Genomic DNA, 23,038 nt, shown 5'->3' with positions numbered 1-23,038 from the left:
CAATCAATTTAATTGTTTATCTTTCACCCAATCTAAATTGTATATGCCAGCAAGTAAATTAAACCGCAGGTTTAATCTTTTACGACGATTTCTATATACACAAGATAAAATCTTAAAACATTTCATCCTTCCAAATACATGCTCTACTTGAATTCGTCTACGACCAATCTCTCTATTTAACTTTTTTAATTCAGAATCTAATTTTTCAGTTTTCTTTGCTTTAGATGGCATGAGGCATCCAAAACCCAATTTTTTTATCCCTAAATACCCCTTATCAACGATAAAAAAGGGCTTAAATTTTAATTTCCTCATACTTTTTTTAAATATTTTAAAATCATGCATGCTTCCATGACTTCCACATACACTCAGTATTTCACCTGTTGTATAGTGCATAGATAGCTGAAATTTAAAGGTATGTCGCTTTTTTTTACCGCTATACCATTTCTTCTGTTTTTTTTGGACGTTGAACTAATATTTCAGTTGCATCAATCACAACAACTTCCCAATCCACTTCATCTCGATTAGGAAGTTGTTTTGGCAAGTTAAATTTTCCAGAACGGATTAAGGTATCTTCAATAACACGTGTGATACGAATTGCACTCGTTTCAGATACACCGTAACTCATACCAAGATGGAAAAATGTTCGATATTCTCTCCAATATTCTATACATAAGAGCAAGCGATCTTCCAACGGTAATTTATGCGGTCGTCCTTTACCAATATGACGAGGTAAATGCTTATTTAGCTCGGCCAACATGAGGTTAAATGTAGCCCAACTAACACCGGTAAGCCTACGAAACTTAACGTCTGATAATTTTTGAATATCTTTGAATTTCATCCAAGGATTATCCCTTGAATTAAATAATTTTGCTGATTAATTTAAGATCAAATAAATTGTACGTTTTTTGATTTATGACGGAAGTCTATTGTTAGCGATACCATGAAATTACATTTTATTGAATATGATTCAAAAAACTTTCATGAAGATTTAACAACTTCAATTAAAAATTTAGTAAATGAAGTTGAAAGCGCACGTCAAAATATAGCTGATACACAATCTTGGTAGATGACAAAGCCAAGGTGTATTTGGGGAACACTTTGGCTTTTTTCTTATTTAAAAAATTCTGTTTGATTTAATTTTTAATTTCAAGATAGGCAATATAAGCAAAAAGCCAAGCGACGAAAAAAATTCATAGATCTTTATTCATGGGCAAAATTTTGCGAAAACTTCTCCTTACACCACTGTTTGACTTCATTTACAATAAAATCAGCATCTGGCAAAGTTAAAAAATAGTAATTCCATGCCGTTTCAACACATGGCGATACAATTTTCAGTCGCCCATGTTGTAAATCATTGGCAATCGAAATGCGGCTTAATAATGCAATACCCTGTCCAGACAATACAGCCTGAATTGCATGACTTTCTTGCGTATAAAATACCTGCGCTTGCCCTGCTTGAATATGTAAGCCTTGTTTTTCAAACCATTTCTGCCAATTGACTCGATTTGGACAGTATTCGTCTCCCCAGGTAAAGTGAATCAATGGCACAGTCGTCCAGTTCATAGTTGCAATATCCAAAGAGGGATGCCCGACAGCCACATATTCATCAACTGCAAATAATTCTGCATCAACATCTTGATAGCCCCCTGAACCATACCGAATCGCCAAATCATAGAGACCAGACGTCATATTGATGAGGTCATAACTCGCATGTACCCGAAACATAATATGGGGAAAGCGACTTTGTAACTCTGGCAAATAGGGAATAATCCACTCACTTGCAAAGGATGGTGTTGTCGTAATGGTAAATAATCTTTGTTTATTTTGCTCAAGTTGAAACAAAGCAGTTTGAATCTGTCCAAAACCTGACTGTACATGCTTAAGCAAATACTCTCCTTCTGGCGTTAGGCTAATCGAGCGTGTACGTCGTTCGAATAACTGTATATTCAATTGCTGTTCCAGCTTCTTGATACGATGGCTTAAGGCGGTAGCTGTTAAAAACAATTGGTCTGCTGCTTTTTTAAAGCTGAGTTGTTCAGCGACATGCTGAAAGGCCAACAATTGCTCCAAGGAATTATGCAAAACCACCGAAGATCACCGTGTAAAATATAAATGAATTATATTCAGTTATAACATGTATTTTTATCGTTTGTTGTTTTTTTCATATTCTATAAAAATCAATTTGAACAAACAACAAATTGAGTAATGATCATGGCAAATATACTAAAAATAGATACTAGTTTAAGAACAGGTATTTCAGGTACGCACCCACATGGTTCTTTAAGCCGACGCTTAACCGAATTATTTATTAATCAATGGAATGAAATTGATTCATCTGTGCAAGTTAAACATCGTGATTTAGGTCGAAATCCACCCCCTTATATTGATGAAGAGTGGATCATTTCTGAATTTGGCTATGCAGAATCTGAAGAAAAGGCACAACAACGCCTACAACTGAGCAATGAGTTTATCGAAGAATTACATTGGGCAGATATTATTGTGCTTGGCGTACCGATGTATAACTTTGGCACACCTGCTCATCTAAAAGCCTATATTGATCACATCGTGAGAATGAATAAAACCTACTCATTTGATCTTAGCAAAGAGCAACCGTACTCAGGGCTTTTGGATCATCAAAAAACCATGATTATCCTTTCTGCCCGTGGTGGGCATGACTTTGATTCAGCTGATGCGCCATTTCCCAATCATGCTGAACCCGCAATAAAAACAGCATTCAATTTTATAGGTATCGAAAAATTTCATGAAATCGCAATTGAGTATCAGGAATTTGGTGGCGAGTTGTTAGCGCAATCGATCCAAGCCGCAGAACAAAAAACCATTGCGCTTGTTCAAGATTTGCAACATTAACAAAGCTTATTTTCACAAGCTCTCTTCAATAGTATTCAATCTCCAACACAAAAAAAGGAATTGAGCTGTTAGCAACTCAATTCCTATCAAGGGTAAAACATGAAATAAATGTTAAGACAAGCCAAAGTTATCATTGCGACACTTTGGCTTGCTTTTCAACGTGCAATCATTGAAAGATTATTGACCTGAACGAATGATGTAATCGAATGCAGATAAAGAGGCTTTTGCACCCTCACCAGCGGCAATGATGATTTGTTTATAAGGCACTGTTGTACAGTCACCCGCAGCAAATACACCTTTTACATTGGTTTCATTACGATCATTCACCACAATTTCATTACGGTTTGAAAGTTCTACAGCAGTTGCTTTTAAGAAATCTGTGTTTGGTAATAAACCAATTTGTACAAAGATTCCCGCAAGTTCAATAGTATGCAATTCATCAGTTGCACGGTCTTTATACTTCAACCCTGTCACAATCGAACCATCACCAATCACTTCTGTAGAGAGTGCATTCAAAATCACCGTGGTATTTGGCAAACTATTCAATTTATCTTGAAGCACTTGGTCAGCACGAAGTTGAGTATCAAACTCGATCAATGTGACATGTTCAACAATACCTGCAAGATCAATTGCGGCCTCTACACCTGAGTTACCCCCACCAATCACGGCAACCTTTTTGCCTTTAAATAATGGACCATCACAGTGTGGGCAATACGCAACACCACGTGTTTTGTACTCTTTCTCACCTGGTACATTCATCTCTCTCCAACGTGCACCTGTAGATAAGATGACCGTTTTTGATTCAAGTTTTGCACCATTTTCCAGTTCAACTTCAACTAAACCATTAGTTGTTTGATCCGCACCAACAATGTTTTTCACTTTTTGTAAGTTCATAATGTCCACACCGTACTCACGTACATGCGCTTCCATATCTGAACCAAACTTAGGACCTTGTGTTTTTTGTACTGAGATAAAGTTTTCAATATCCATGGTGTCCATGACCTGACCACCAAAGCGCTCAGAAACAATACCTGTGCGAATCCCTTTACGTGCAGCATATACCGCAGATGTTGCACCAGCAGGTCCACCACCAATCACCAATACATCAAACGCGTCTTTAGCATTCAGCTTTTCAGCATCTTTAGCCGCAGCACCGCTGTCTAATTTCGCAACGATTTCTTCCAAAGTCATACGACCTTGACCAATATGTTCGCCATTTTGGAAAACCATAGGTACAGCCAAGATTTTGCGTTCTTCAACTTCATCTTGGAAGAATGCACCGTCGATCATGGTTGCTGTAGTGCCTGGATTATTAATTGCAATCAAGTTAAGTGCTTGAACAACATCTGGGCAGTTGTGACAGCTTAAAGAAACGAATACATCAAAATTTGCAGTCAGGTTTAAACCTTTAACTTGAGCCAAGATTTCATCAGAAACTTTTGGCGCATAACCTGATACTTGTAATAAAGCTAAAATTAACGAGGTAAACTCATGACCCATCGGTAAACCAGCAAAGAATACGCGAGGTTGTTCACCTACTTTTGCAATACCAAAGCTCGGTTTACGATCATTCTGACCATCGAAACGTGCAGTCACTTGATCTGACAGCGCAGCAATTTCAGTCACCAATTCTTTAATTTTATCTGACTTTTCAGAACCATTTAAAGAAGCAACAATTTCAATTGGGCTCTCAAGACGCTCTAACAATGTTTTTAATTGAGCAGAAGTATTTGTATCTAACATGCTAACAATCTCCAAGGGAGTAAATTTCTTTCGTTGAATGTATATTACGTCTATTTAAAAAATAGATAAAACAGTTTGTTTTTATTAAATCAATCGGTTTTTTAGTTTAACAAAAATCAGCCACGTTCTCATCAGCATATCCCCCTACTCTCAAATTTAAATTCTTTAATGCTGGTATATATATGGGCATTGGCTAGAAAATCAATAGACATCCCCCGACTTCCTCGAAACTTAAAATTAGATTAATTTTCAACAAAAATAATATTTCTTCGACCATCTCTCTACAAAAAATCATGCGCAGCCAAGCCACAAAGTTTTAAGCTAAATTTATGTTGTGGTTTCTCCAATTAAGTACAACAAGGTGTACTTATTCACAATTCCTGTATAAATAAGTGAAGAGGTAAAACAATGAAAATAGAGTTCGTATTCGATATCGTCTATCCAATGAGTTATGTGGCGTTTGAAAAACTCAAACAACATTGGAATCAACCCATGGCGAAAAAAATCGAATTATTACCTGTGCAAGTTTTACCAGAAATTCCAGAACAAGGCTTAGATGTTTATCAATACCTGACTGAAAGATATGGAACCAAAGAAGCCAATCGCAAACTTGATATGGCAAAATTTGCTGCTTATAGTCAAGATTTAACCGTGGATATTGAGCATATGAAGCGTATGCCCAATAGCCGTTTAGCCCATCAAGCGATATTGGCTTTAGACAATATCTTTGACCAATTTGCGTTAACGCAGGCTTTATTCCACGCCATATTCGCCCATGGTAAAGACATTGCCAACCCAGAAGTACTGAAACAAATCATCGAAGGTATGGGCTTGGATGGCACGAAAGTTCTACGTTCTATTCAACATAAGGAAATCGCAGATAAACAAACTGAGATCACCCACTATGTACAAGGTTTCGGTAAACACCCAACGCCTTACTATATTGTAGATGGTGAAATTTGGGATAAAACCTTTGATACCTTAGAACTGAAAGACCTGATTACCAACCGAGCGAAAGATGTCGCTTAGGACAACGAGATTTAATTTTACAGCAATAAAAAAGCACTTTTGCTCATCACAAAAGTGCTTTTTTATCAGAATTTTTACAAAGTATAAGCTTTGTAGCGTTGCACTAACCGATACGATGACCAATTCGATGTAAACGTTTCGCAATTCGACTTGCTACCCAATAAATCATCAAGCTAAAAAATAAACTGAGTGCTGAAATTCCCCATAAAACCTTTTCAACAATGTTCGACCAAAAGCTTGCACGACTCACTTGCGCTTCAACACCTTGCGCAATCGGGGAAAGCGCTCGATTAAATACCTGATGTTGAATTGTCCATAATTGCTCAGGTTTAAAGCCGTATTCTAAAAAGCGCGAATCAGATTGCTCCGCTTTAATCAATTTTTCTGCGTAAACCGTAGCCACGACCTTATCAACTGGTTTATGCATCAACGCGGTTTGTGCCAATAAATAGCTTTGTACTGTTTCAGGCGCATCCGATCTTTGCAGATATTGATAAATAGCGCTTTGCTGAATGTTTTGATCATATTTTATAAATGATTTTAACTCTTTGTCTTCATCATCTTTCAGATCATATTGCACATAAGTCAAACCAGACCAGAGCACAATCAAGGATAAAAGCCATGCAACAAATTTAATGATAAAAGATTGAAAGCGGACTTTAAAAAAGCGAATTTTTTTTAATACACCCACAATAATAAATGCGCCAATAAATGACACTATTAATTTTAAGATCAACCAACCCAACCATGACAATGCATTCATGAGGTAGTCTGGTTGATGGATATATTCTCTTAACTGCTGATCTAGAATATATGGCAAGTGCAATTGATGAACCTGTTGTGCCACACCAAACAAGTTAAAAACCAATTCCTGTTGAAAAAAAACAGAAACTAAACTTGCGATACCCACAGAGGATAAAACCACAGCCGAAACCATCAAATTCCGTTTTCGATGCTGAAGTATTTTTAATCCATGTTCGATCTGTTGAATATCTACAGGATATTGAGTTTTTTCAGTCAACCTTTACACCTTTAGATGAGATTGTGCCAAGATTTAAGCTTTGGCTTAGGATTGATGTGTACTGGTATCTAATACCAACTGTTGTAAATTCGATTGAAGCGCTTTAATCCGAGTCGAAGCCTCTTCACGTTTTTGCATGCCCTCTTTCTGAATTTGAATGACATCATTTACAGTTTTAATCAGGGTATTTTGAACATGTTCAAGCGTTTCAATATCAATCACTGAACGTTGATTGGCTTTGGCAGTATCCACAGAATTTTGATGAAGTAAATCTGCATTGCGTTTTAATAGCTCATTGGTTGCATCATCAATCGTGTTGGCAAGTTGTACACTATTACGTTGCTCATTTAGAGAAATCGCCAAGCTGATCTGGTTTTTCCATGCAGGTAGCGTAATATTTTTAATCGCATAAAATTTATCGACCAACATCATATTATTGGATTGAATAATACGAATCATCGGTAAGGTTTGCATTGCAGATTGTTGCAAGACTTGTAAATCACTAACCCGCTTTTCTAGATTGTTGGCTAAATGGTTAAGGTCATAAACACGCTGATTGGTTTTAGGATCTTGCTCTTGCTGAGATAAAGTGGCAATTTCTTGCTGTACTTCAACTTGCTTGATTCGACCTGCGGCAATATAAATACCCAACTGTCGATATTCCTCTTGAACCCCATTAAACATACGATCTAATGTATCTACCCGCGCTTTTAAACCTGTTTGTGATGTTTCAATTTCCTTGACCAATGAATCTATTTGCTCTTTGGTGGTATTAAAATGTTGATCAAAACTTTGCTTAGCACCTTTAAATTTACTGAGTATGCTTCCAATAAATCCTGAGTTTTTTGATTGATTCAAAATGCTGGATGTATTCAATTGCTGAGCAACTTGCACAACTTCATTTAATTTTTGCCCAGTCACATCTAAGTCTTTATTTTTGACCAAGTTGAGTAATTCATCTGTATATGAGGATGTTTTGGTCGCAATATTTTTACCATATTCAGCAACGGATGCATGATTAATATTGGCTAGGTCTTTATGCGCATTAACAACCTCATTAAAATCTTCGGTGTTTAAACCTATTTCTTTCAAATTCAATTGTTCAAACTTTTGTAATTCCAATGGCGTATTGGATTGTTCAGTTAATGCTTGATGATTCGAATCACTCATACTTCTATCCTATTTATTTTCTAATGATTTCTTTAATGATTGAATTAATTTATCACGACTTTTATCCAATTCTTCAGTCGTTGTAAAAGAATTCTGCGCACTACTCTGTTTGACATGATATTGCCATGCAGGAATCAGGACATGCTGAGCTTCATTAAAGCGATCAAGTAAGCTCAATGAAAGTTGTTGTGTTAACTGCATTTGTGCTAACGCAATATCATTACTGGCTTGTAGCGTTTGTAGCGTATTGACTTTCTTAGACAGCCGATCTGCAAAATTATCCAAGGGATGACGATGTTGTACAAAAGCAGGATATTCATGTAAAAATTCCTGCGCTGCACGAATATATTTCGCCATTTGCTCTCTTAAGCCATTGGCTTGTTGGAATCTTGCTTCCGACTTTTGAATTTCGATTTGTAATCTTTGACTCAAATGTTTGGCTTCATCAATTAAACTTTCCAAATCATTTAAATATTTGACTTGTCCAACACTAAACTCCAAATCCAAACCTAACCATTTTTGTATCACATTGAATTTACGTTGATTTAGCTTTTTCTTCGATGCAGATAATTGCTGAATAATTTGTGCAATAATTTGACTCAGCTTTTGCATCAAACTTGGATCAATGGCTTTTAACAGTACCGATTGAGCTTGAATCAACTGATCAGCATACAAATTCAGTCGTGTTTGATTGTCGAGTAGTGGAACCAAATCATTTCTTTTAATCGAAAGTAATTCATCAGAACTACATGAGATCTGTTCAAGCGGTGTAAGTACAGTAAATTGCTTCATATCAGTTCAAAATGGATAACTTTTCAATGATTTAAGGGAAATCAATCAACAAACCCTTTCTATTTAAAACTTATAATACAAATTAGGAAGAAAGCCCATACAAATAGCAAAAAACATACAGATAGCAAAAAGCCAGTTTATAAAAACTGGCTTTTTGCTATAACACAATGCGTTAAAACGATTATTTTAGGTATATTGAGTTTCCTGTTATTGCTTTGACTGTCTATTCGCTTGATAACGACGATAACCTGTCAGCCCTAACAGCCCAAGAAGACTCAACCAACCCAATGAACCACCGCCACTGACCCGTGGGCTTCCTGGCGCAGTACCTGAGTTTTTCAAAGTAACGGTAGCCACTTCAACACTACTATTTTCAGGAGTAGAAATTTTTCCATCCGCATCATACACATAATAGGTAAATTTATAACTAAATGGATCAAGTGTATTTCTAAGTTGGATATGGATTTTGCCACCATAGCAGGTATATTTATTATCGCTACCAGGACAAGGCCCACTACGATCCGCGGTAATGACCACAGGATCAATATTTGTTCCAATTCGGATTGGCAATTCAACCCCATCTGTATTGACATAAAATTTTGGTTTATTTGGCTTCTCTGTTAACGCAGCAGCATTACCATCACCATCATCATTTGCATATTGCAGTAGATCTACATCAATCGCTTTGGTTGAGCCTTGTTCAATATTAAATGTTGCATCTTTAGCAATAGGTGCAATATTGGTAAAGCTTCCAATGATATAGGCTGAAGAGCTAATGCTTTGATCTGTCTTTAACTCTAGTTTATAGCTACAGAATTCATTGTCACCTGATGGTGTAACATTGTCATCTATACGCCATAACATAATTCTCTTTAAGTCTTTATTCCATACACAATCGAATTTTGGCTCTTTTTTACCTACAAATTGTTTCTTATCATTTAATACTCCGACACCAAGTGGTTCTACAATCACATTATAATTGTCCGCAGTTAAATGTTTTACCACTCGCACATCATTACCATTAGCGTCTTTGGTTATAATTTCCGCAGGCAAATTGGCTACAAAAGGATCGACAAAGATCGTGCGATATTTCTGGTCTGATTTGGTGTATTTGATTAAATTACTATACAACTCTGATTGGATTTTATAAAAAGGAATATATTCTTGTTTGGTCGCTGGATCTGCAATCAACTTATTATAATTATCCAATATGTTTTGATAAGAATTAAGTGCCACAACAACCGAAGTATTACTTGCACTCAGGTTATTGGCAGTGAGACGTAAAACCTCTGTCGAGCCAATATCACATGAGTTTGCCACATCATTGGGACCATTTGAGTTCTCCGCAATCACGCGTGTAACACCACGCTGATCAACGCCACTACAGCCCGTATAACCAACATCAACCAAGTCTTTGTCTGTGCCTAAGTTTATAGGGAAATACATCGGCATAAAGCCTGTAGATTCACTTGGTGGTTCTATCTTATTTAAAATAGTCGTGAATGCAATATTACTCACATCAAATGTATGATCTTTATCCTCTTTCCTTACTTCATCTGCAACCTCACATTGATCATCACCAGCAGCCAATTTTAAAGCATTGTATACAAGCACTACACGCGAACCTTCAACTTTGCTTACATCACCATTTGCATAACGGCAAGATTTTCCAGTATTGTAAGCCAAAATATTATTACTTAATGCTTTTATACCATTGTAACCATACAATAATGTTGCCCAAGCATTATTATTGACAATGGTATTACTGACCAGTGATAAAGAAGAATTATCACTAAAATTAACTTTTCCTTGTGGTGTCAATTGGCTAAATTGAATGATACGACCTTGACTTGCACTTGCGATATTGTCAGTAATCGTATTTGCAGAAAAAGTCACTGCAGGTTGCCCACAAAAATTAAGCATGCTTAAACTATCTGCAGCACCATTGCCAATAAATGTTACCCCACTCACTGCGATATTACGTTTGGTAAACTCTAAATTATCAGCACAGGTCATTCCAAGTACACTGCCCAGTTCCGCTTTATTGGTTTGGAATACACCATAATTTATGGTCAGAGAACTTGAAACATCATTTAAATAAATTGCCCCACCTGCTTTCGCATTGGAATCTATAATATTTACATTATTTAAGGTGAGTGCACCGCCAGCATAAATTGCTCCACCCACATTATTATTGCTGTCATTTAAACTCGAGCCATTTTTTAAAATTACATCATTCAGCGTTAGACTCGGCTTATTTTCATAAATGGTATTGAAAATACGTGAGTTTCCTTGACCTGAAATTGTAGTTTTTAATGGGGTTGCAGCAGGGAAATTATTGGTCAATACATCTGGGCGACTATAATCACCTGGCTCTTTACCAATGATAGAAACATCTGAGTTGGGTCTTAATTCTTTAGTCAGCTTATATTCACCTGCCTCCAACTGAATTACATTGGGTACTGTTGAATAAACCTGTCCTGCACTACAGCCACCATAAGCTTTATGTGTCGCGGCGGCGTGTAATGCTTCTCTTAATGAACACTTGTCAGGATTTGTCCCATCCTCATCATCAAAGGTGGTTACATAAATCGTTTTATCTTCTGCCGCCATCAAAGACATGGTCGACAATACAACAAGTGTCAGAAATCCTTTTTTATAATTTTTCATGTGCAATCCTTTACTTATACTTGATCCGTCGATAGCCAGCTAAACCAATCAGTCCAATGATTGAAAGAAATCCTAGACTTCCACCAGAGGTCTTTACTTTATAGTTTTTAAAATCATCTGGCTTTCTTTGTACAATTCGTGCAGGAATCGTAATATAAGGATTATCCGATTTATTAAAACTTGTGGTCGATGTCACCACATTAATTTTAAATTCATCTGAACCTTGCCATTGACCGTTCGGTGTATACACAATATCACCTGCCTGATTTATCGTCATGGTGCCTTTAGATGGCGTATTGGTTTGAATAATCTTTAAACAACCTATTTGCCAAGGCTTACCATTATCATCCAATTCGCGATTAAAAATTTGTTTACACTTTTCAGCACTAACAAGTTCACCATCTTGTAATTGATCAGAAATTGAAAATTTAGCTGTTTCACCATATAAAATATCTTGCCCTACGGTCGAAATGTTTCCAAGATCAATCACCAGTTCAATCGCACCACGATCACATAATTCTGAATTGGAATTTCTCTGTTTACTTCGCTGATCAAGAGTCGAACAAGCTGTTATTTTATCTTGAGGTTCTGGACCGTGATTAATAATCACAGAATCTTCAGCCGAGTTATAACTTGGTAAAATTCTTGGTAAAAAATAACCTAAGGCCACGCTCGGTGACTCAGCAAATGGGCATAAAATCCCATTAGTACTAAAGTCACATTTTCCTTCTGTGGTACTTCCTGCAATCAGTTGCGCATTACCCAATGCTGTTGCTTTAAAACCATTGCATCCTGAAGAATAGAGGTTATTGCTGATCTGTTCTGCTTCACCACCAGACACAATCGTACAATCTTGTGTACCATTTTTGGCAATAATACTATTTGCGACAAAACCTTTCTTTTGAGGGGCGTCTACAATAAGGCCCATATTATTGAGGATCATGGTGATATTGTTGAGCTGCATAGCATCGTAGACTTTAACCACATAGCCTTTATTGTTAAAAATCGTACTATTTTCAATCCCATAGGGCGCAGTAGAACCAAAGGCTTTTAATGCATCTTCAGAAAATTGATTTTTTGTTTCAAAATTTGAACTTGTAGCATCAGTAACCTCATTATCTCGAATCAATGATTGTGTGATAACAAATGCAGGTAGTTCGGTATAAATTACACCACCTTTTTCTGCTTTATTGCCTTTGATTAAGGTCTTGTTAATAGCAACGATACTTAATGCGGTATTCGCAGCATAAATGCCTGCATTATAGATTGCACCACCTTCTTCAGCATGACCATCTAAAAGCTGGCTATTACTTATCCCCAATGCTTCTTTGTTATAGATCAGACCGCCTTGCTTAGCACATACATCTTGGCCACAGCCTTTCAGGGTAATTTCATCAAATGAAACTTTCAGCATTGCAGGTGGTGTCTCTGCTTTCTCATCTATATCTTTTTCGATCTGAAATAAACGTTCTTTTCCAACCATTTTAATAATGGCATTGTTTTTACCTACAAGCGTTTGTGTATTATTTACGTTACTTTCATAGGTCGAACCAAATGCGACATCCTTTAATATTCGGATTTGCTTATTCAGTGAATACTCTTTATTGCCTTGTAATATAATTTTTGCAGTCACCTCTTTGCCGCCACCACAACCATTATAGCCAGCTTCAGGCATTCCCTGATTGACGTATTCAACTGCTTCTCTTAATGAACACTGATTATCAGCTTTTACAATATCGTCTGTGGTAGTCACAGTAATATTTGCACTAAATGCCTGACCAGTAATACATAATAATCCTAAGCCTATGCCCCGTTTGAGCATTATAGTCTCCTTGATTTCTTTTAATTATTTCTTATTAGCCAGCATTACGCTTTGCTATCAGTCCTTTTTGCGTACTTTGTCACACACAATAAAAATTCTCAAGAATTTTCATCGGCCGATCTATTGATTTCACTTCTTGTGTTACGCGCACTCAACAATAGTAAAAATCAACTATTGTCGATATTCATCAATCAATGCATAGAGCTGTCTTAAAGTTGCATGAGATAATTTAGTCTTCTCACCCTTTAATAACTTTTCTAGCTGTTCAACAGACTGAAGTAGTGTACTCGTTTGATGTGGCCCATGTAATAGCAAATATTCCGTTATTTGTGGGTCAAAATGTACACCCCGACGTTCCAACACAGAATGCAATAAAGCATGTCGATCTGCATAGGACTGTCCACTTGGTACTTTTACACTGACTGCCTGAGTAAGGCGAGATTGTAGGTCTGGTAATTCTAGCTTTAATTCTATCGGCGCAAATCGTGATGAAAACACCAACTGTCCGCCATCTTCGTTATTGTTATTAATCAGATGAAATACCGCTTTTTGCCAATGCGGTACGCCACTAATGGCCTCGATATCATCCAAGGCAACCAAATCATAGCTTTCTAATGAGGTAATTGCCTCGATGGGCGCATCAAGTAATTCTAACAGCGATACTTTAATCGCAGATTTGCCAATCTCTAAATAAGAATCACAAATCGCCGTGAGTAAATGACTTTTTCCAGTTCCAGCACCACCATAGATGTAGAAACGATTCATCAGCCCTGCATGAAGCTGACGCACAGCATCAATTACAGGTCCCCAACCTGGCCCAGAAAAATCACTAATTCTGGCATCCAGTTGTGGTTCTATATCCAACTGTAATTGACGCATATATTCAAATCATTCCTAAAGTGGATTTTGATCATTTTTAATCGATTGATCAGTATCTTGCGTGTTTTTAACTTCAATATCAAGATCAACTTTGTCGCTTTCGACTGAAATTGTTTCAGTAGTGCCATTATTTTGTATGGTCACTAAAGTATCCTCTGCTTTAAAGAACTGACTTTCTTGATATAAATCTTTGAGATGCTTGAGTAAAACCACGATAACAGCTGCAACTGGCAGTGCGATCAACATCCCGACAAAGCCACCCAACTGAGCCCCCGCAAGTACTGCAAATACCACAGCTACAGGAGATAAACCAATTTTATCGCCCAATAAGAACGGTTGAAGAATATATCCTTCGATGAGCTGCCCTACACCAAATACAGCCAGAACCATTAATAAATGTTTTGGATCTAAGCCGAACTGGAAAAAACAGGCAATCACTGCCGCAATAATCCCCACACCAAAGCCAAGATATGGAATGATACTGCACAGCCCCGCAATCATACCAATAATTAATCCGACCTCTAAACCCACCAACTGCAAGCCTACGGCATAGACGATTCCCAATAAAATCATCACAAGGAACTGTCCTTTGACAAAAGCCCCCAAAACGCTATGACATTCACCAACAATTTTAAGTACATTGCTTTCATATTGACGAGGAATAAAACTTTTTAAGTGTTCCAACATCCGCTTCCAATCAAGCAAGAAATAGAATGCAATAATTGGAATTAAAACAATTGTTCCGCCGATCGAAATAAAACTCAGTCCAGATTGGGCAATTTTTAAAGCCATCGCTTGGATACTGTCCGCACTATAGTTGGTCTGAACATACTCCATCACTACTTTAGAAATTTGGTCTGTATCCAATTCCATATGTTCAACATTGAAATTGTTGGATAACCACGGTAGGAAAGTAGAATTCACCCAATGGATTCCCGCAGGAATACTGTCACGGGCATAAATTAATTGTTTCCAAACCAAGGGCACAACAAACCATATTGCCCAAGTCAGTAACACGCCTATTCCAATAAAGACCACCGAAATAGAAAGCCACCTTGGTAAAACTTTTGACAGCTTATCCACCACTGGACTAAATAAATAGGCAACCAGAAAAGCCGCAACAAAAGGAATCACTACAGGTTTTAATAAATATAAAATCCATAAAACTAAAGCAATTCCAGCAAGGATAAAAATTCGTTTTAAAGTCCGATCGTGCATCGAATCACGCCTTTTTCAAATTTATTCGTTATGGAGGGGAAAATATTTTCATAAAGATAGCATTTTAGTGCAGAAATAACATAAGAGTTTCGTATATTCGGGTATAATCCCCGCGCGAATGCGGAGACTTCAATTATGAGCAACTCAACTTCTACCCCAAACACTGGTTTAAGCTATAAAGACGCTGGTGTCGATATTGAAGCGGGCGACGCACTTGTCGATCGAATCAAATCTGTCGCTAAACGTACAACACGCCCTGAAGTAATGGGTGGTTTAGGCGGCTTCGGCGCACTTTGCAGAATCCCTAAAGGTTATGAAGAACCTGTTCTTGTATCTGGTACAGATGGTGTCGGTACAAAATTACGTTTAGCATTGAACTTAAATCGTCATGACACCATTGGTCAAGACTTGGTTGCAATGTGTGTAAACGATCTTCTTGTATGTGGTGCTGAACCTCTATTCTTCCTCGATTATTACGCAACTGGACATTTAAATGTTGATGTTGCTGCAAATGTTGTGACGGGTATTGGTAAAGGTTGTGAGCTTGCAGGCTGCGCATTGGTCGGTGGTGAAACTGCTGAAATGCCTGGAATGTATGAAGGTGAAGACTATGACCTCGCAGGCTTCTCTGTGGGTGTAGTTGAAGCAAGCAAAATCATTGATGGTACCAAAGTAAAAGCAGGTGATGTTCTTATCGGCTTAGCCTCTTCTGGTGCACACTCAAACGGTTATTCTTTACTTCGTAAAATCTTAGACGTGAAAAACGTCGATTTAACTCAAATTGTAGATGGTCGTCCGCTTGCAGATGTTGCAATGGAACCAACACGTATCTATGTAAAACCAGTGCTTGAACTGTGCAAACAAGTTGATGTCCATGCAATGGCTCACATCACAGGCGGCGGTTTACCTGGTAATTTACCTCGTGTACTTCCAAATGGCGCTCAAGCGGTGATTAATGAATCGTCTTGGCAATGGCCTGAATTGTTCAAACTTTTACAACGTGAAGGTGCTGTAGAACAATTTGAAATGTACCGCACATTTAACTGTGGTGTGGGTATGGTCATCGCAGTTGATGCTGCTGATGCTGACAAAACTATTGAAGTTTTGACTGCTCAAGGCGAAAAAGCATGGACAATTGGTCATATTCAAGAAAATGCGGCTTCTATTGAAGGCGCAGATGAAAAAATTCGTGTGATTTTTGCATAAGTCTCTCACATGATTAAAATTGCTGTACTTGTCTCAGGCAGTGGAAGTAACCTTCAAGCCTTGATTGATGCCAATCTTTCAGGGCAAATCGTGGGGGTCATTTCCAACAAACCTGAAGCATTTGCCTTAGAGCGCGCTGCAAAAGCAGGCATTGCAACCACGGTGATTGAGCATAAACACTATCCTGATCGGGAAACTTTTGATGCTGTCATGCATCAACAATTACTGGATTGGGATGTTGATTTAGTCATTCTCGCTGGTTTTATGCGTATTCTCAGTGCCAAATTTGTCCAAGCATGGGAAGGGAAAATGGTCAACATCCACCCTTCACTATTGCCCTATTACAAAGGCATGCATACACATCAACGTGTTTTAAATACCGGTGATGTTTTACACGGGTGCACTGTGCATTATGTCACTGCTGAGTTAGATGCTGGACAAGCGTTGACTCAGGGTGTTTTAACAGTCGATCTACATGATAATGTGCAATCCCTTGCAGCACGTGTACATGTACTTGAGCATTTAATTTATCCTCAAGCAGTTGAGTGGATCTGTAATGGCACCATTCAACACTTGGAAAATGGTCAGGTTTTATATAAGGGACAAGCACTTAAACAGCCAATTCAATTTTGCCAGCTTTAAGTATTGCTTGATTTAAAATACTGTCGAAAAAATGCATCCTCGGATGCATTTTTTATGGCTAAACGAAATTTGTCTGTGTAGTAACCTTATATAACAATAGGTTTATAGCAGCACAGTCGCTTGAACTGCTACGTTTGACATAAAAAGATTTGAATCAATTTATGGGAAAAACAGCTGACTTTTTAGCAATAGGCCGTAATAAAAAACCTTTATTTAGCGAGAGGTACAACCTGCCACTCATTCAACGACTGATTAATGGGTATTAGATAAATTTTGTTGAATCAGCTTTTTAATTAATTCAACAGTTTCAACTGGATGTTCCAAAGGAAACATATGTCCTCCAGCCGTCAGGGTAAAAGGAATATTAAATTTCTTTTTGGCTATTTGTGGAAATTTACGTTTTAAAAAAGGACTCTCTGAACCAATCACCAAATTTACAGGAACTTGTGGCTGTGGATGCGGTAACCACCAATAAGAAGGACCTGTTCTAAAAATTGCAACTTCAACATCTTTAGGAATAGTCAAAGTTACGCCTCCACGAACATGGTCTTCTGTTAGCGCATAATCGATATAAGCCTGAAAACAATCTGCATCAAAATGTTGATAAAACCCCTTTGGACGTAACAACTCTGCGGCTTGTTGACGTGATTCCCAATGATCTCGACGGCGTATGCTGAGATGTGCTGGTGTCATTGCATCGATTTTTTGAGGATAAAATTTCTTTGCAAGATTAAAAATAAAGGAGGCGGTCCCCATAATCAAAGGAGGATCCAATAAAATCGCTTGTTCAAATAAATCTGGACGCTTAAATGAGGCTAAAAAAGTTGCCACAGCGCCTAATGAATGACCTAAACCAATTACTTTACGTCCATTAGACTGTTGCACAATACTATCAATCACTTGATCTGCAAAATTCGACCAATTGTTATCAATAGGATAACGTTGATCTGTACCTAACAGAGAAACATAAATCACATCATATTGATCTTTCAGTAAATCAAACAGTTTGGTATAGACTTGAGATGGCACACCATTGGCATGGGCAAAATGAATAACAGGTTTCATGTGAGATAGGCTAACCATGTCTTGCTTTACACTCTAAATATGATGAATTGAAAATACTGTAGCCGATAAATAGGATTCAGTTAAACATTTTAAGTGAACTCCGTGCTCTTATTTTACACTTAGCGATGCCACTCAAATGAATTAAACAGGTTTAAAGCTGTTATAAAGGCTTAAGGTAACAAGAAAATAGTGTTTTAAGATTGTGCTTGGCTTAATTTTTCATTTTTCTTTTTTTCATACACTTTGTTTTATTTCATACAGGTTGGATCAGTAAACAGCAATGCTACCGCTATATTACTGTTTATTGATCCATAAAACCTAGACTATTGCATTTTCACATCTTGGTTCATACCAAGTTTTTGGCTCACAGCTTCACCTAAGCCATTCCCCATTTCTGAACCTAAACGGCCTAGAACGGAGTCAAATGGGCTACGCTCAACTGTATAATTGACTGTCTTTTTCACTTTTAATTCGCGTTTCAATGTTTCGATATTTCCTGCTTTATCTGCGATACCCAATTTAATGGCTTGGTCACCTGTCCAGAATAAGCCAGAGAAGATTGCTGGATCTTTCGATTTCAGCTTTTCACCACGGCCTTTTTTCACAGCATCGATAAAGTGATCATGAACATTGTCCAATAAAGCTTGAATATGCGCACGTTGTTCTGGATTAATCGGCTTGGTCATACTGAGTATGTCTTTATTACTTCCCGAAGTCATGGTACGGTCTTCAACACCTAATTTTTGGGCTAAACCATTTACACCATAGTTCGGCATAATTACACCGATTGACCCCACCAAACTCGATGGATTTACCCAAATTTCATCTGCTGCTGATGCAATATAGTAAGCACCTGAAGCACCCATATCACCAATCACAGCATAGACTTTTTTCTCTGGATTCTGTTTTTTAAGATACTGAATCTCTTGCCAAATATCATCAGACTGAACTGGTGATCCACCAGGTGAATTCACATTCAATACAACAGCTTGGGCAGACTTTGCTTCAAAGGCTTTCTTTAATGATTTAATCGTATCAGTACTATTTACGCCTTGACTGCTTGAATCAATCGTACCAACAATATTGACCACGCCTAAATGATTCTCTGAGGTTATTGTTGCATCATCTGAACCAGATAATGAACAACTCTTACCCAGTGCGACTAAGACAAACAGAATATAAAGAAAAGTGAGTATTTTAAAGAAGATCCCCCAACGACGAGTACGACGTTGCTCTTCAACTGAAGCAAGAACGGCTTTCTCTAAGATCTTCCATTCCTGTCCTGTAGGCTGTTGACCCGAAGAGGAATTCAAATTTGTATTGTCATTTTGAGGTTTCGGCGGCCAATCTGACATTTATACCATCCAAATTAATTATTCATGCTTCATTATATACACGGAATCCGTATAATCTATTTAATCATTACGATTTAACTTATAATAATTTGCTAAATCTCACCATTACTTAACTTCTGCATTAATTTTAGATCCAGATGACTGATAAACATAAGACTACAACTTCGCGACTCCTCAATTTTTTCAGCCGACTGCCGATCCCAATCGCGCGTTTTATCGCGCGTATTTTGGCAGGACTGGTCAATTTATTACATATCACAAAAACATCTGAAACCATTCGTCAAAATATTGAAATTTGCTTTCCAGATCTTGATAAACCTAAACGCGAGAAAATTACAGAACAGGCGATTCGTAATGAACTCCAATCTTATATGGAGTTCTTTACGGTTTGGGGGAGTTCCAATCAAAAAAATATCGATCGTATTCATCATGTTGAAGGTGAACACTATTTTCATGAGGCCATTGCTGAAAAAAAAGGGCTGGTATTGATCGTGCCGCATTTCGGTACATGGGAAATTATGAATGCATGGTTTGCCCAATATACCCAAATGACCATTATGTATGAACCGATTAAGGATGAAAGTGCAGATCGTTTTGTTCGTGCAGCGCGAAGTCGTGAAAATGCCACATTGGTTCCAACAGATGAGTCTGGGGTACGACAAATATTTAGGGCGTTAAAACAAGGTGGTACAACCGTGATTTTGCCTGACCATTCACCTCACCAAGGTGGAGAACTGATTAAATATTTTGGGATTCCACTCTCTTCGAGTAATTTAAGTGCCAAACTGATCCAAAAGACCAAATCCAAAGCACTTTTCTTATATGCGATCAGAAATGACAATCAGGGTTTTGATATGGTGGTTCAGTCGATTGATGAAAAGATCTATCAGGTGGATGCCAATCAAGGTACGCATATCATTTACACTGCACTGGAAAAATTAATCTGCCAATATCCAGAACACTACCACTGGAGTTATAAACGCTTTAAAGCTCATCCAAAACTTAAACAAATTTATAATGTACCCAATAAAGAAGCGATGGAAATGGTCACTTCAGTCCGCAATGATGCGATTGCGGAAAGTGAGCCACTTTAAAGTTTGGCGATAACCGGTCACCTCCATCTGCCCTTGCGGATTTAGCTTAAATTGAATAGAGCCTTGTTCAATCGTGGTTTTGACTGGAATGTTCAACACGTCTAACCGTTTCAATACAATTGGATGTGGATGGCCATAACGGTTGGCATATCCAGCCGATACAATCGCAAGTTTAGGTTGTAACTGCTTTAAAAAGGCATAAGAAGAACTATTTTTACTGCCATGATGACCCAGTACTAAGACATCGACCTTTAAATCGGGATATTGTGTTAACAGCTTAAATTCTGTTTCCCAACCAGCATCCCCCATCAATAAAAAGTTTTGATATGACTTTGACTGAGGGACTTGGATATAGATCACACAAGACAGTTCATTTCGATCATAGGCAGCTTTACTTAGGCTATTTTTATCAGGTGCCAAGACGGAAATTCGAACATCTTCATATTGCCAATATTGTCCTTGATGGCAATAGTCAAAGTCATGCAGGTTAAAACGTGCATCTGTTTCATTTGAATAGACTTTGTTCATTTTGATCACTTTCTCTATTTCTGCAAATGCACCACTATGGTCTTGATCTAAATGCGTCAAAACCACCTGATCCAATTGGGCAATCCCTTGTCGCATCAGATATGGAATGATGACATTTTTGCCGATACTAAATCTTGCTTCATCAAATGAACCGCCTGTATCAATCAGCATTTTATGTTGGGGTAGGTTTAAAAAAATGGCCTGCCCTTGCCCAACATCTATGATATCTAGTTGAAATATTGCAGAACTCTTATGCGAAATCACTAAGGGGATTAAACAGAGTATTGCCCAAAATTTTGGCAGCACACCTTTGGGCAAAAATAAAATAAACACAGCCAAAGCAATGCAAACAATTTCTAGAGAAGTAAACGCCCACCAATTCAATTTAAAATTGAGTAGCTGATCTAATCTTTCCAGTAGGTACAGCAACATAGACAATAAAAGATCAGAAATCGTGAAAAGCCATAATCCCAAAGGTTCAAACAGCATACTTATACATGCGGCTAAAACTTCAATGGGAACAATCAGTGCACCGATCATTGGAATTGCAAGCAAATTGCTCAAGGGTGTAATCCACGAAAATTGTTGAAAAATCCACAGCACCATTGGCAGTAATGCAATAAATATTTTCCATTGTGAATCAATCAATACCCGTATAAATAGCTTAGTCTTGGTCTTCCATGTCTCTACAGTTGGGAGAGCATGTTGTTGAACCGTTTGATAGACGCGAATCAAAATAAAACATGAACCAAAGGACAGCCAGAAAGCAGAAGATAAGATACTAAAAGGATCAAGCAGTAATAAAATACTGGCCGTCAATAATAAATGTTTAAGTGGTTGAATTTTTTGCTTGAATAAAATAATAACGCTTAGAATTGAGACTGTTAGCATGGTTCTTAATGCAGGAATTTCAAAACCAACAAAAGCACTATAAAACACCACACAGGCTAAAAATGGATAAACCAATAAATAAGGTTGTGGAATATTCAAAAAAATCTGTGGATAAACTTTTTTAATGCTTGAGTTAAATAAAAAGCAAAACAATATTGCAAAAATTAATACGTGCGGCCCAGAGATTGCAAGTAAATGGGAAATACCCATGGTCTTAAACAGGTCTTGAGTTTCATTTGCCAAGAGACTTTCATCCCCTGTCAATAATGCGAGGACTAAGCCCTTATTTTTTAATGAAGAAGCGGCAATTAAATCGCGAAACTTTAAACGTAATTTCTCGATACTAAGTTGAATTCTATATCGCACGCTATTTTGTTGCTCAACAAAGCTGCTATAGCCCAATTGCTTCACTTGATCTTCATCGATATGTTCAACTGACTGGGGCTTGAATACAGCCAGAATATTTTCTTGTAGAAACCATTTTTCTTTATCAAACACCCCTGCTACAGCATAACCATGAATCGGTTTGATGTGCCCTGTGACCCGATAATATTGCCCCAGCTGGATCATTTCAGACTGTGAGCCATCCAGATACATCAACATTTGTCTGACTTTGTTGGGTTCGAGTAGCAATACTTTTTGTTGGATACGCTGTTGAGCTTTTGACAATTGAGTATTGGAGGATGAGTCTGTTTGCTTAATGCTATTTATGTTAGAAATATAAATAATTTTTTCAATTTGATGAGGTGGTGTATCACGTAAACTTAATCTTTTTTCGAGTGCGGAATCTGCATAATAAAAACCAAAGAGACCACTTGATATCCCCACTACACTAAGAGAAACCAACTTAAATACAACAGAATTGATCAAGCTATAGTTTAAGCATCGACATACACATAACACTAGGCTTAATGCTAAGCTGATCCAAATCAAGAGATTTAAATAAGCGGGTGAATAATATCCCATAAACGAGATACCCAATATCCATCCGATTAAAGCAATTTACATATACATAGTTTTTCTATTTATTGTTTTCAGTGTTTAT

The 23,038-nt window shown here is 37.5% G+C and carries 18 protein-coding genes and 1 pseudogene; 5 read left to right on the top strand and 14 right to left on the bottom strand.

All coding sequences use genetic code 11. From position 1 onward, the window contains the following. Positions 1–3 precede the first annotated feature (3 nt). The 3 genes and pseudogenes from MTO68_RS07995 to MTO68_RS07985 form a co-directional block, all read right to left on the bottom strand. Positions 4–396: pseudogene (locus MTO68_RS07995) on the bottom strand (transposase family protein); the annotation flags it as partial. Between the two features lie 37 nt (positions 397–433). Further along, positions 434–838: a transposase family protein gene (locus MTO68_RS07990; protein ID WP_008942454.1), complete on the bottom strand. Its 405-nt coding sequence runs from the start codon at positions 836–838 to the stop codon at positions 434–436. A 362-nt stretch (positions 839–1,200) separates the two neighbouring features. Next, positions 1,201–2,058, bottom strand: a complete 858-nt coding sequence (locus MTO68_RS07985) for a LysR substrate-binding domain-containing protein (RefSeq protein WP_244015573.1) — start codon at positions 2,056–2,058, stop codon at positions 1,201–1,203. A 153-nt stretch (positions 2,059–2,211) separates the two neighbouring features. Between MTO68_RS07985 and MTO68_RS07980 the strand changes: the two genes are divergently transcribed. Further along, the gene (locus MTO68_RS07980; protein ID WP_244015572.1) at positions 2,212–2,868 is read left to right on the top strand and encodes an NAD(P)H-dependent oxidoreductase; all 657 of its coding nucleotides are present in this window, start codon (positions 2,212–2,214) and stop codon (positions 2,866–2,868) included. Between the two features lie 177 nt (positions 2,869–3,045). On the opposite strand, the gene ahpF is transcribed toward MTO68_RS07980, so the two are convergent. Beyond that, positions 3,046–4,611 (bottom strand): alkyl hydroperoxide reductase subunit F, encoded by a 1,566-nt coding sequence (gene ahpF, locus MTO68_RS07975; protein ID WP_034613215.1) that lies wholly within the window; start codon positions 4,609–4,611, stop codon positions 3,046–3,048. A 408-nt stretch (positions 4,612–5,019) separates the two neighbouring features. On the opposite strand from ahpF, the gene MTO68_RS07970 reads away from it, so the two are divergent. Further along, positions 5,020–5,640 carry a DsbA family protein gene (locus MTO68_RS07970; RefSeq protein ID WP_004721747.1) on the top strand — a complete coding sequence of 207 codons (621 nt, stop codon included), beginning with the start codon at positions 5,020–5,022 and terminating at the stop codon, positions 5,638–5,640. Between the two features lie 103 nt (positions 5,641–5,743). On the opposite strand, the gene MTO68_RS07965 is transcribed toward MTO68_RS07970, so the two are convergent. From MTO68_RS07965 to cxpE, 7 genes are all read right to left on the bottom strand, one after another. Continuing rightward, positions 5,744–6,661 (bottom strand): hypothetical protein, encoded by a 918-nt coding sequence (locus MTO68_RS07965; RefSeq protein WP_244015571.1) that lies wholly within the window; start codon positions 6,659–6,661, stop codon positions 5,744–5,746. Between the two features lie 45 nt (positions 6,662–6,706). Further along, positions 6,707–7,831: a toxic anion resistance protein gene (locus tag MTO68_RS07960; RefSeq protein ID WP_004820278.1), complete on the bottom strand. Its 1,125-nt coding sequence runs from the start codon at positions 7,829–7,831 to the stop codon at positions 6,707–6,709. 9 nt (positions 7,832–7,840) lie between these two features. Next, positions 7,841–8,623: a tellurium resistance protein gene (locus MTO68_RS07955; RefSeq protein ID WP_244015570.1), complete on the bottom strand. Its 783-nt coding sequence runs from the start codon at positions 8,621–8,623 to the stop codon at positions 7,841–7,843. Positions 8,624–8,830: 207 nt separating this feature from the next. After that, complete coding sequence (locus MTO68_RS07950) at positions 8,831–11,293, bottom strand: CSLREA domain-containing protein (protein ID WP_244015569.1); 2,463 nt, start codon at positions 11,291–11,293, stop codon at positions 8,831–8,833. A gap of 10 nt (positions 11,294–11,303) precedes the next feature. After that, on the bottom strand, positions 11,304–13,115 hold the full coding sequence (gene rbtA / locus MTO68_RS07945) for a rhombotarget A (RefSeq protein WP_244015568.1): 1,812 nt from the start codon (positions 13,113–13,115) through the stop codon (positions 11,304–11,306). Between the two features lie 171 nt (positions 13,116–13,286). Further along, a complete protein-coding gene (gene hda, locus MTO68_RS07940) occupies positions 13,287–13,994 on the bottom strand; it encodes a DnaA regulatory inactivator Hda (RefSeq protein WP_004721759.1) in 708 nt (235 codons plus the stop codon). A 15-nt stretch (positions 13,995–14,009) separates the two neighbouring features. Further along, positions 14,010–15,212 (bottom strand): chloramphenicol efflux transporter CxpE, encoded by a 1,203-nt coding sequence (gene cxpE / locus MTO68_RS07935; protein WP_004721760.1) that lies wholly within the window; start codon positions 15,210–15,212, stop codon positions 14,010–14,012. 135 nt (positions 15,213–15,347) lie between these two features. Here cxpE and purM point away from each other — a divergent pair, with 135 nt between their 5' ends. Then, positions 15,348–16,418: a phosphoribosylformylglycinamidine cyclo-ligase gene (gene purM / locus MTO68_RS07930; RefSeq protein ID WP_004721761.1), complete on the top strand. Its 1,071-nt coding sequence runs from the start codon at positions 15,348–15,350 to the stop codon at positions 16,416–16,418. Between the two features lie 9 nt (positions 16,419–16,427). Then, a complete protein-coding gene (purN, locus tag MTO68_RS07925) occupies positions 16,428–17,060 on the top strand; it encodes a phosphoribosylglycinamide formyltransferase (RefSeq protein WP_004721762.1) in 633 nt (210 codons plus the stop codon). A 252-nt stretch (positions 17,061–17,312) separates the two neighbouring features. Here the strand turns inward: purN and MTO68_RS07920 are convergent, their stop codons facing one another. Together MTO68_RS07920 and sppA are read right to left on the bottom strand one after the other, a co-directional pair. Beyond that, positions 17,313–18,125, bottom strand: a complete 813-nt coding sequence (locus MTO68_RS07920) for an alpha/beta hydrolase (protein WP_016539044.1) — start codon at positions 18,123–18,125, stop codon at positions 17,313–17,315. 323 nt (positions 18,126–18,448) lie between these two features. Continuing rightward, entirely contained in the window at positions 18,449–19,480 is a 1,032-nt protein-coding gene (gene sppA, locus MTO68_RS07915; protein ID WP_244015567.1) for a signal peptide peptidase SppA, read from the bottom strand. Positions 19,481–19,617: 137 nt separating this feature from the next. On the opposite strand from sppA, the gene MTO68_RS07910 reads away from it, so the two are divergent. Beyond that, entirely contained in the window at positions 19,618–20,574 is a 957-nt protein-coding gene (locus tag MTO68_RS07910) for a lysophospholipid acyltransferase family protein (RefSeq protein ID WP_244015566.1), read from the top strand. On the opposite strand, the gene MTO68_RS07905 is transcribed toward MTO68_RS07910, so the two are convergent. After that, complete coding sequence (locus MTO68_RS07905) at positions 20,533–22,959, bottom strand: DNA internalization-related competence protein ComEC/Rec2 (RefSeq protein ID WP_244015565.1); 2,427 nt, start codon at positions 22,957–22,959, stop codon at positions 20,533–20,535. The two genes, MTO68_RS07910 and MTO68_RS07905, sit on opposite strands and share 42 nt — an antisense overlap. Positions 22,960–23,038 lie beyond the last annotated feature (79 nt).

It is taken from the genome of Acinetobacter sp. NyZ410 (assembly GCF_022828975.1).
Classification (GTDB): domain Bacteria; phylum Pseudomonadota; class Gammaproteobacteria; order Pseudomonadales; family Moraxellaceae; genus Acinetobacter; species Acinetobacter guillouiae.
This window is presented reverse-complemented; position numbering and strand designations above follow the sequence as displayed.

What these genes read in the sequence shown, in the direction of transcription:
- MTO68_RS07990 (WP_008942454.1), bottom strand. Translation starts at nt 838, where the DNA reads ATGAAATTCAAAGATATTCAAAAATTATCAGACGTTAAGTTTCGTAGG.
- MTO68_RS07980 (WP_244015572.1), top strand. Translation starts at nt 2,212, where the DNA reads ATGGCAAATATACTAAAAATAGATACTAGTTTAAGAACAGGTATTTCA.
- ahpF (WP_034613215.1), bottom strand. Translation starts at nt 4,611, where the DNA reads ATGTTAGATACAAATACTTCTGCTCAATTAAAAACATTGTTAGAGCGT.
- MTO68_RS07970 (WP_004721747.1), top strand. Translation starts at nt 5,020, where the DNA reads ATGAAAATAGAGTTCGTATTCGATATCGTCTATCCAATGAGTTATGTG.
- MTO68_RS07960 (WP_004820278.1), bottom strand. Translation starts at nt 7,831, where the DNA reads ATGAGTGATTCGAATCATCAAGCATTAACTGAACAATCCAATACGCCA.
- MTO68_RS07955 (WP_244015570.1), bottom strand. Translation starts at nt 8,623, where the DNA reads ATGAAGCAATTTACTGTACTTACACCGCTTGAACAGATCTCATGTAGT.
- MTO68_RS07950 (WP_244015569.1), bottom strand. Translation starts at nt 11,293, where the DNA reads ATGAAAAATTATAAAAAAGGATTTCTGACACTTGTTGTATTGTCGACC.
- rbtA (WP_244015568.1), bottom strand. Translation starts at nt 13,115, where the DNA reads ATGCTCAAACGGGGCATAGGCTTAGGATTATTATGTATTACTGGTCAG.
- hda (WP_004721759.1), bottom strand. Translation starts at nt 13,994, where the DNA reads ATGCGTCAATTACAGTTGGATATAGAACCACAACTGGATGCCAGAATT.
- cxpE (WP_004721760.1), bottom strand. Translation starts at nt 15,212, where the DNA reads ATGCACGATCGGACTTTAAAACGAATTTTTATCCTTGCTGGAATTGCT.
- purM (WP_004721761.1), top strand. Translation starts at nt 15,348, where the DNA reads ATGAGCAACTCAACTTCTACCCCAAACACTGGTTTAAGCTATAAAGAC.
- purN (WP_004721762.1), top strand. Translation starts at nt 16,428, where the DNA reads ATGATTAAAATTGCTGTACTTGTCTCAGGCAGTGGAAGTAACCTTCAA.
- MTO68_RS07920 (WP_016539044.1), bottom strand. Translation starts at nt 18,125, where the DNA reads ATGAAACCTGTTATTCATTTTGCCCATGCCAATGGTGTGCCATCTCAA.
- sppA (WP_244015567.1), bottom strand. Translation starts at nt 19,480, where the DNA reads ATGTCAGATTGGCCGCCGAAACCTCAAAATGACAATACAAATTTGAAT.
- MTO68_RS07910 (WP_244015566.1), top strand. Translation starts at nt 19,618, where the DNA reads ATGACTGATAAACATAAGACTACAACTTCGCGACTCCTCAATTTTTTC.
- MTO68_RS07905 (WP_244015565.1), bottom strand. Translation starts at nt 22,959, where the DNA reads ATGGGATATTATTCACCCGCTTATTTAAATCTCTTGATTTGGATCAGC.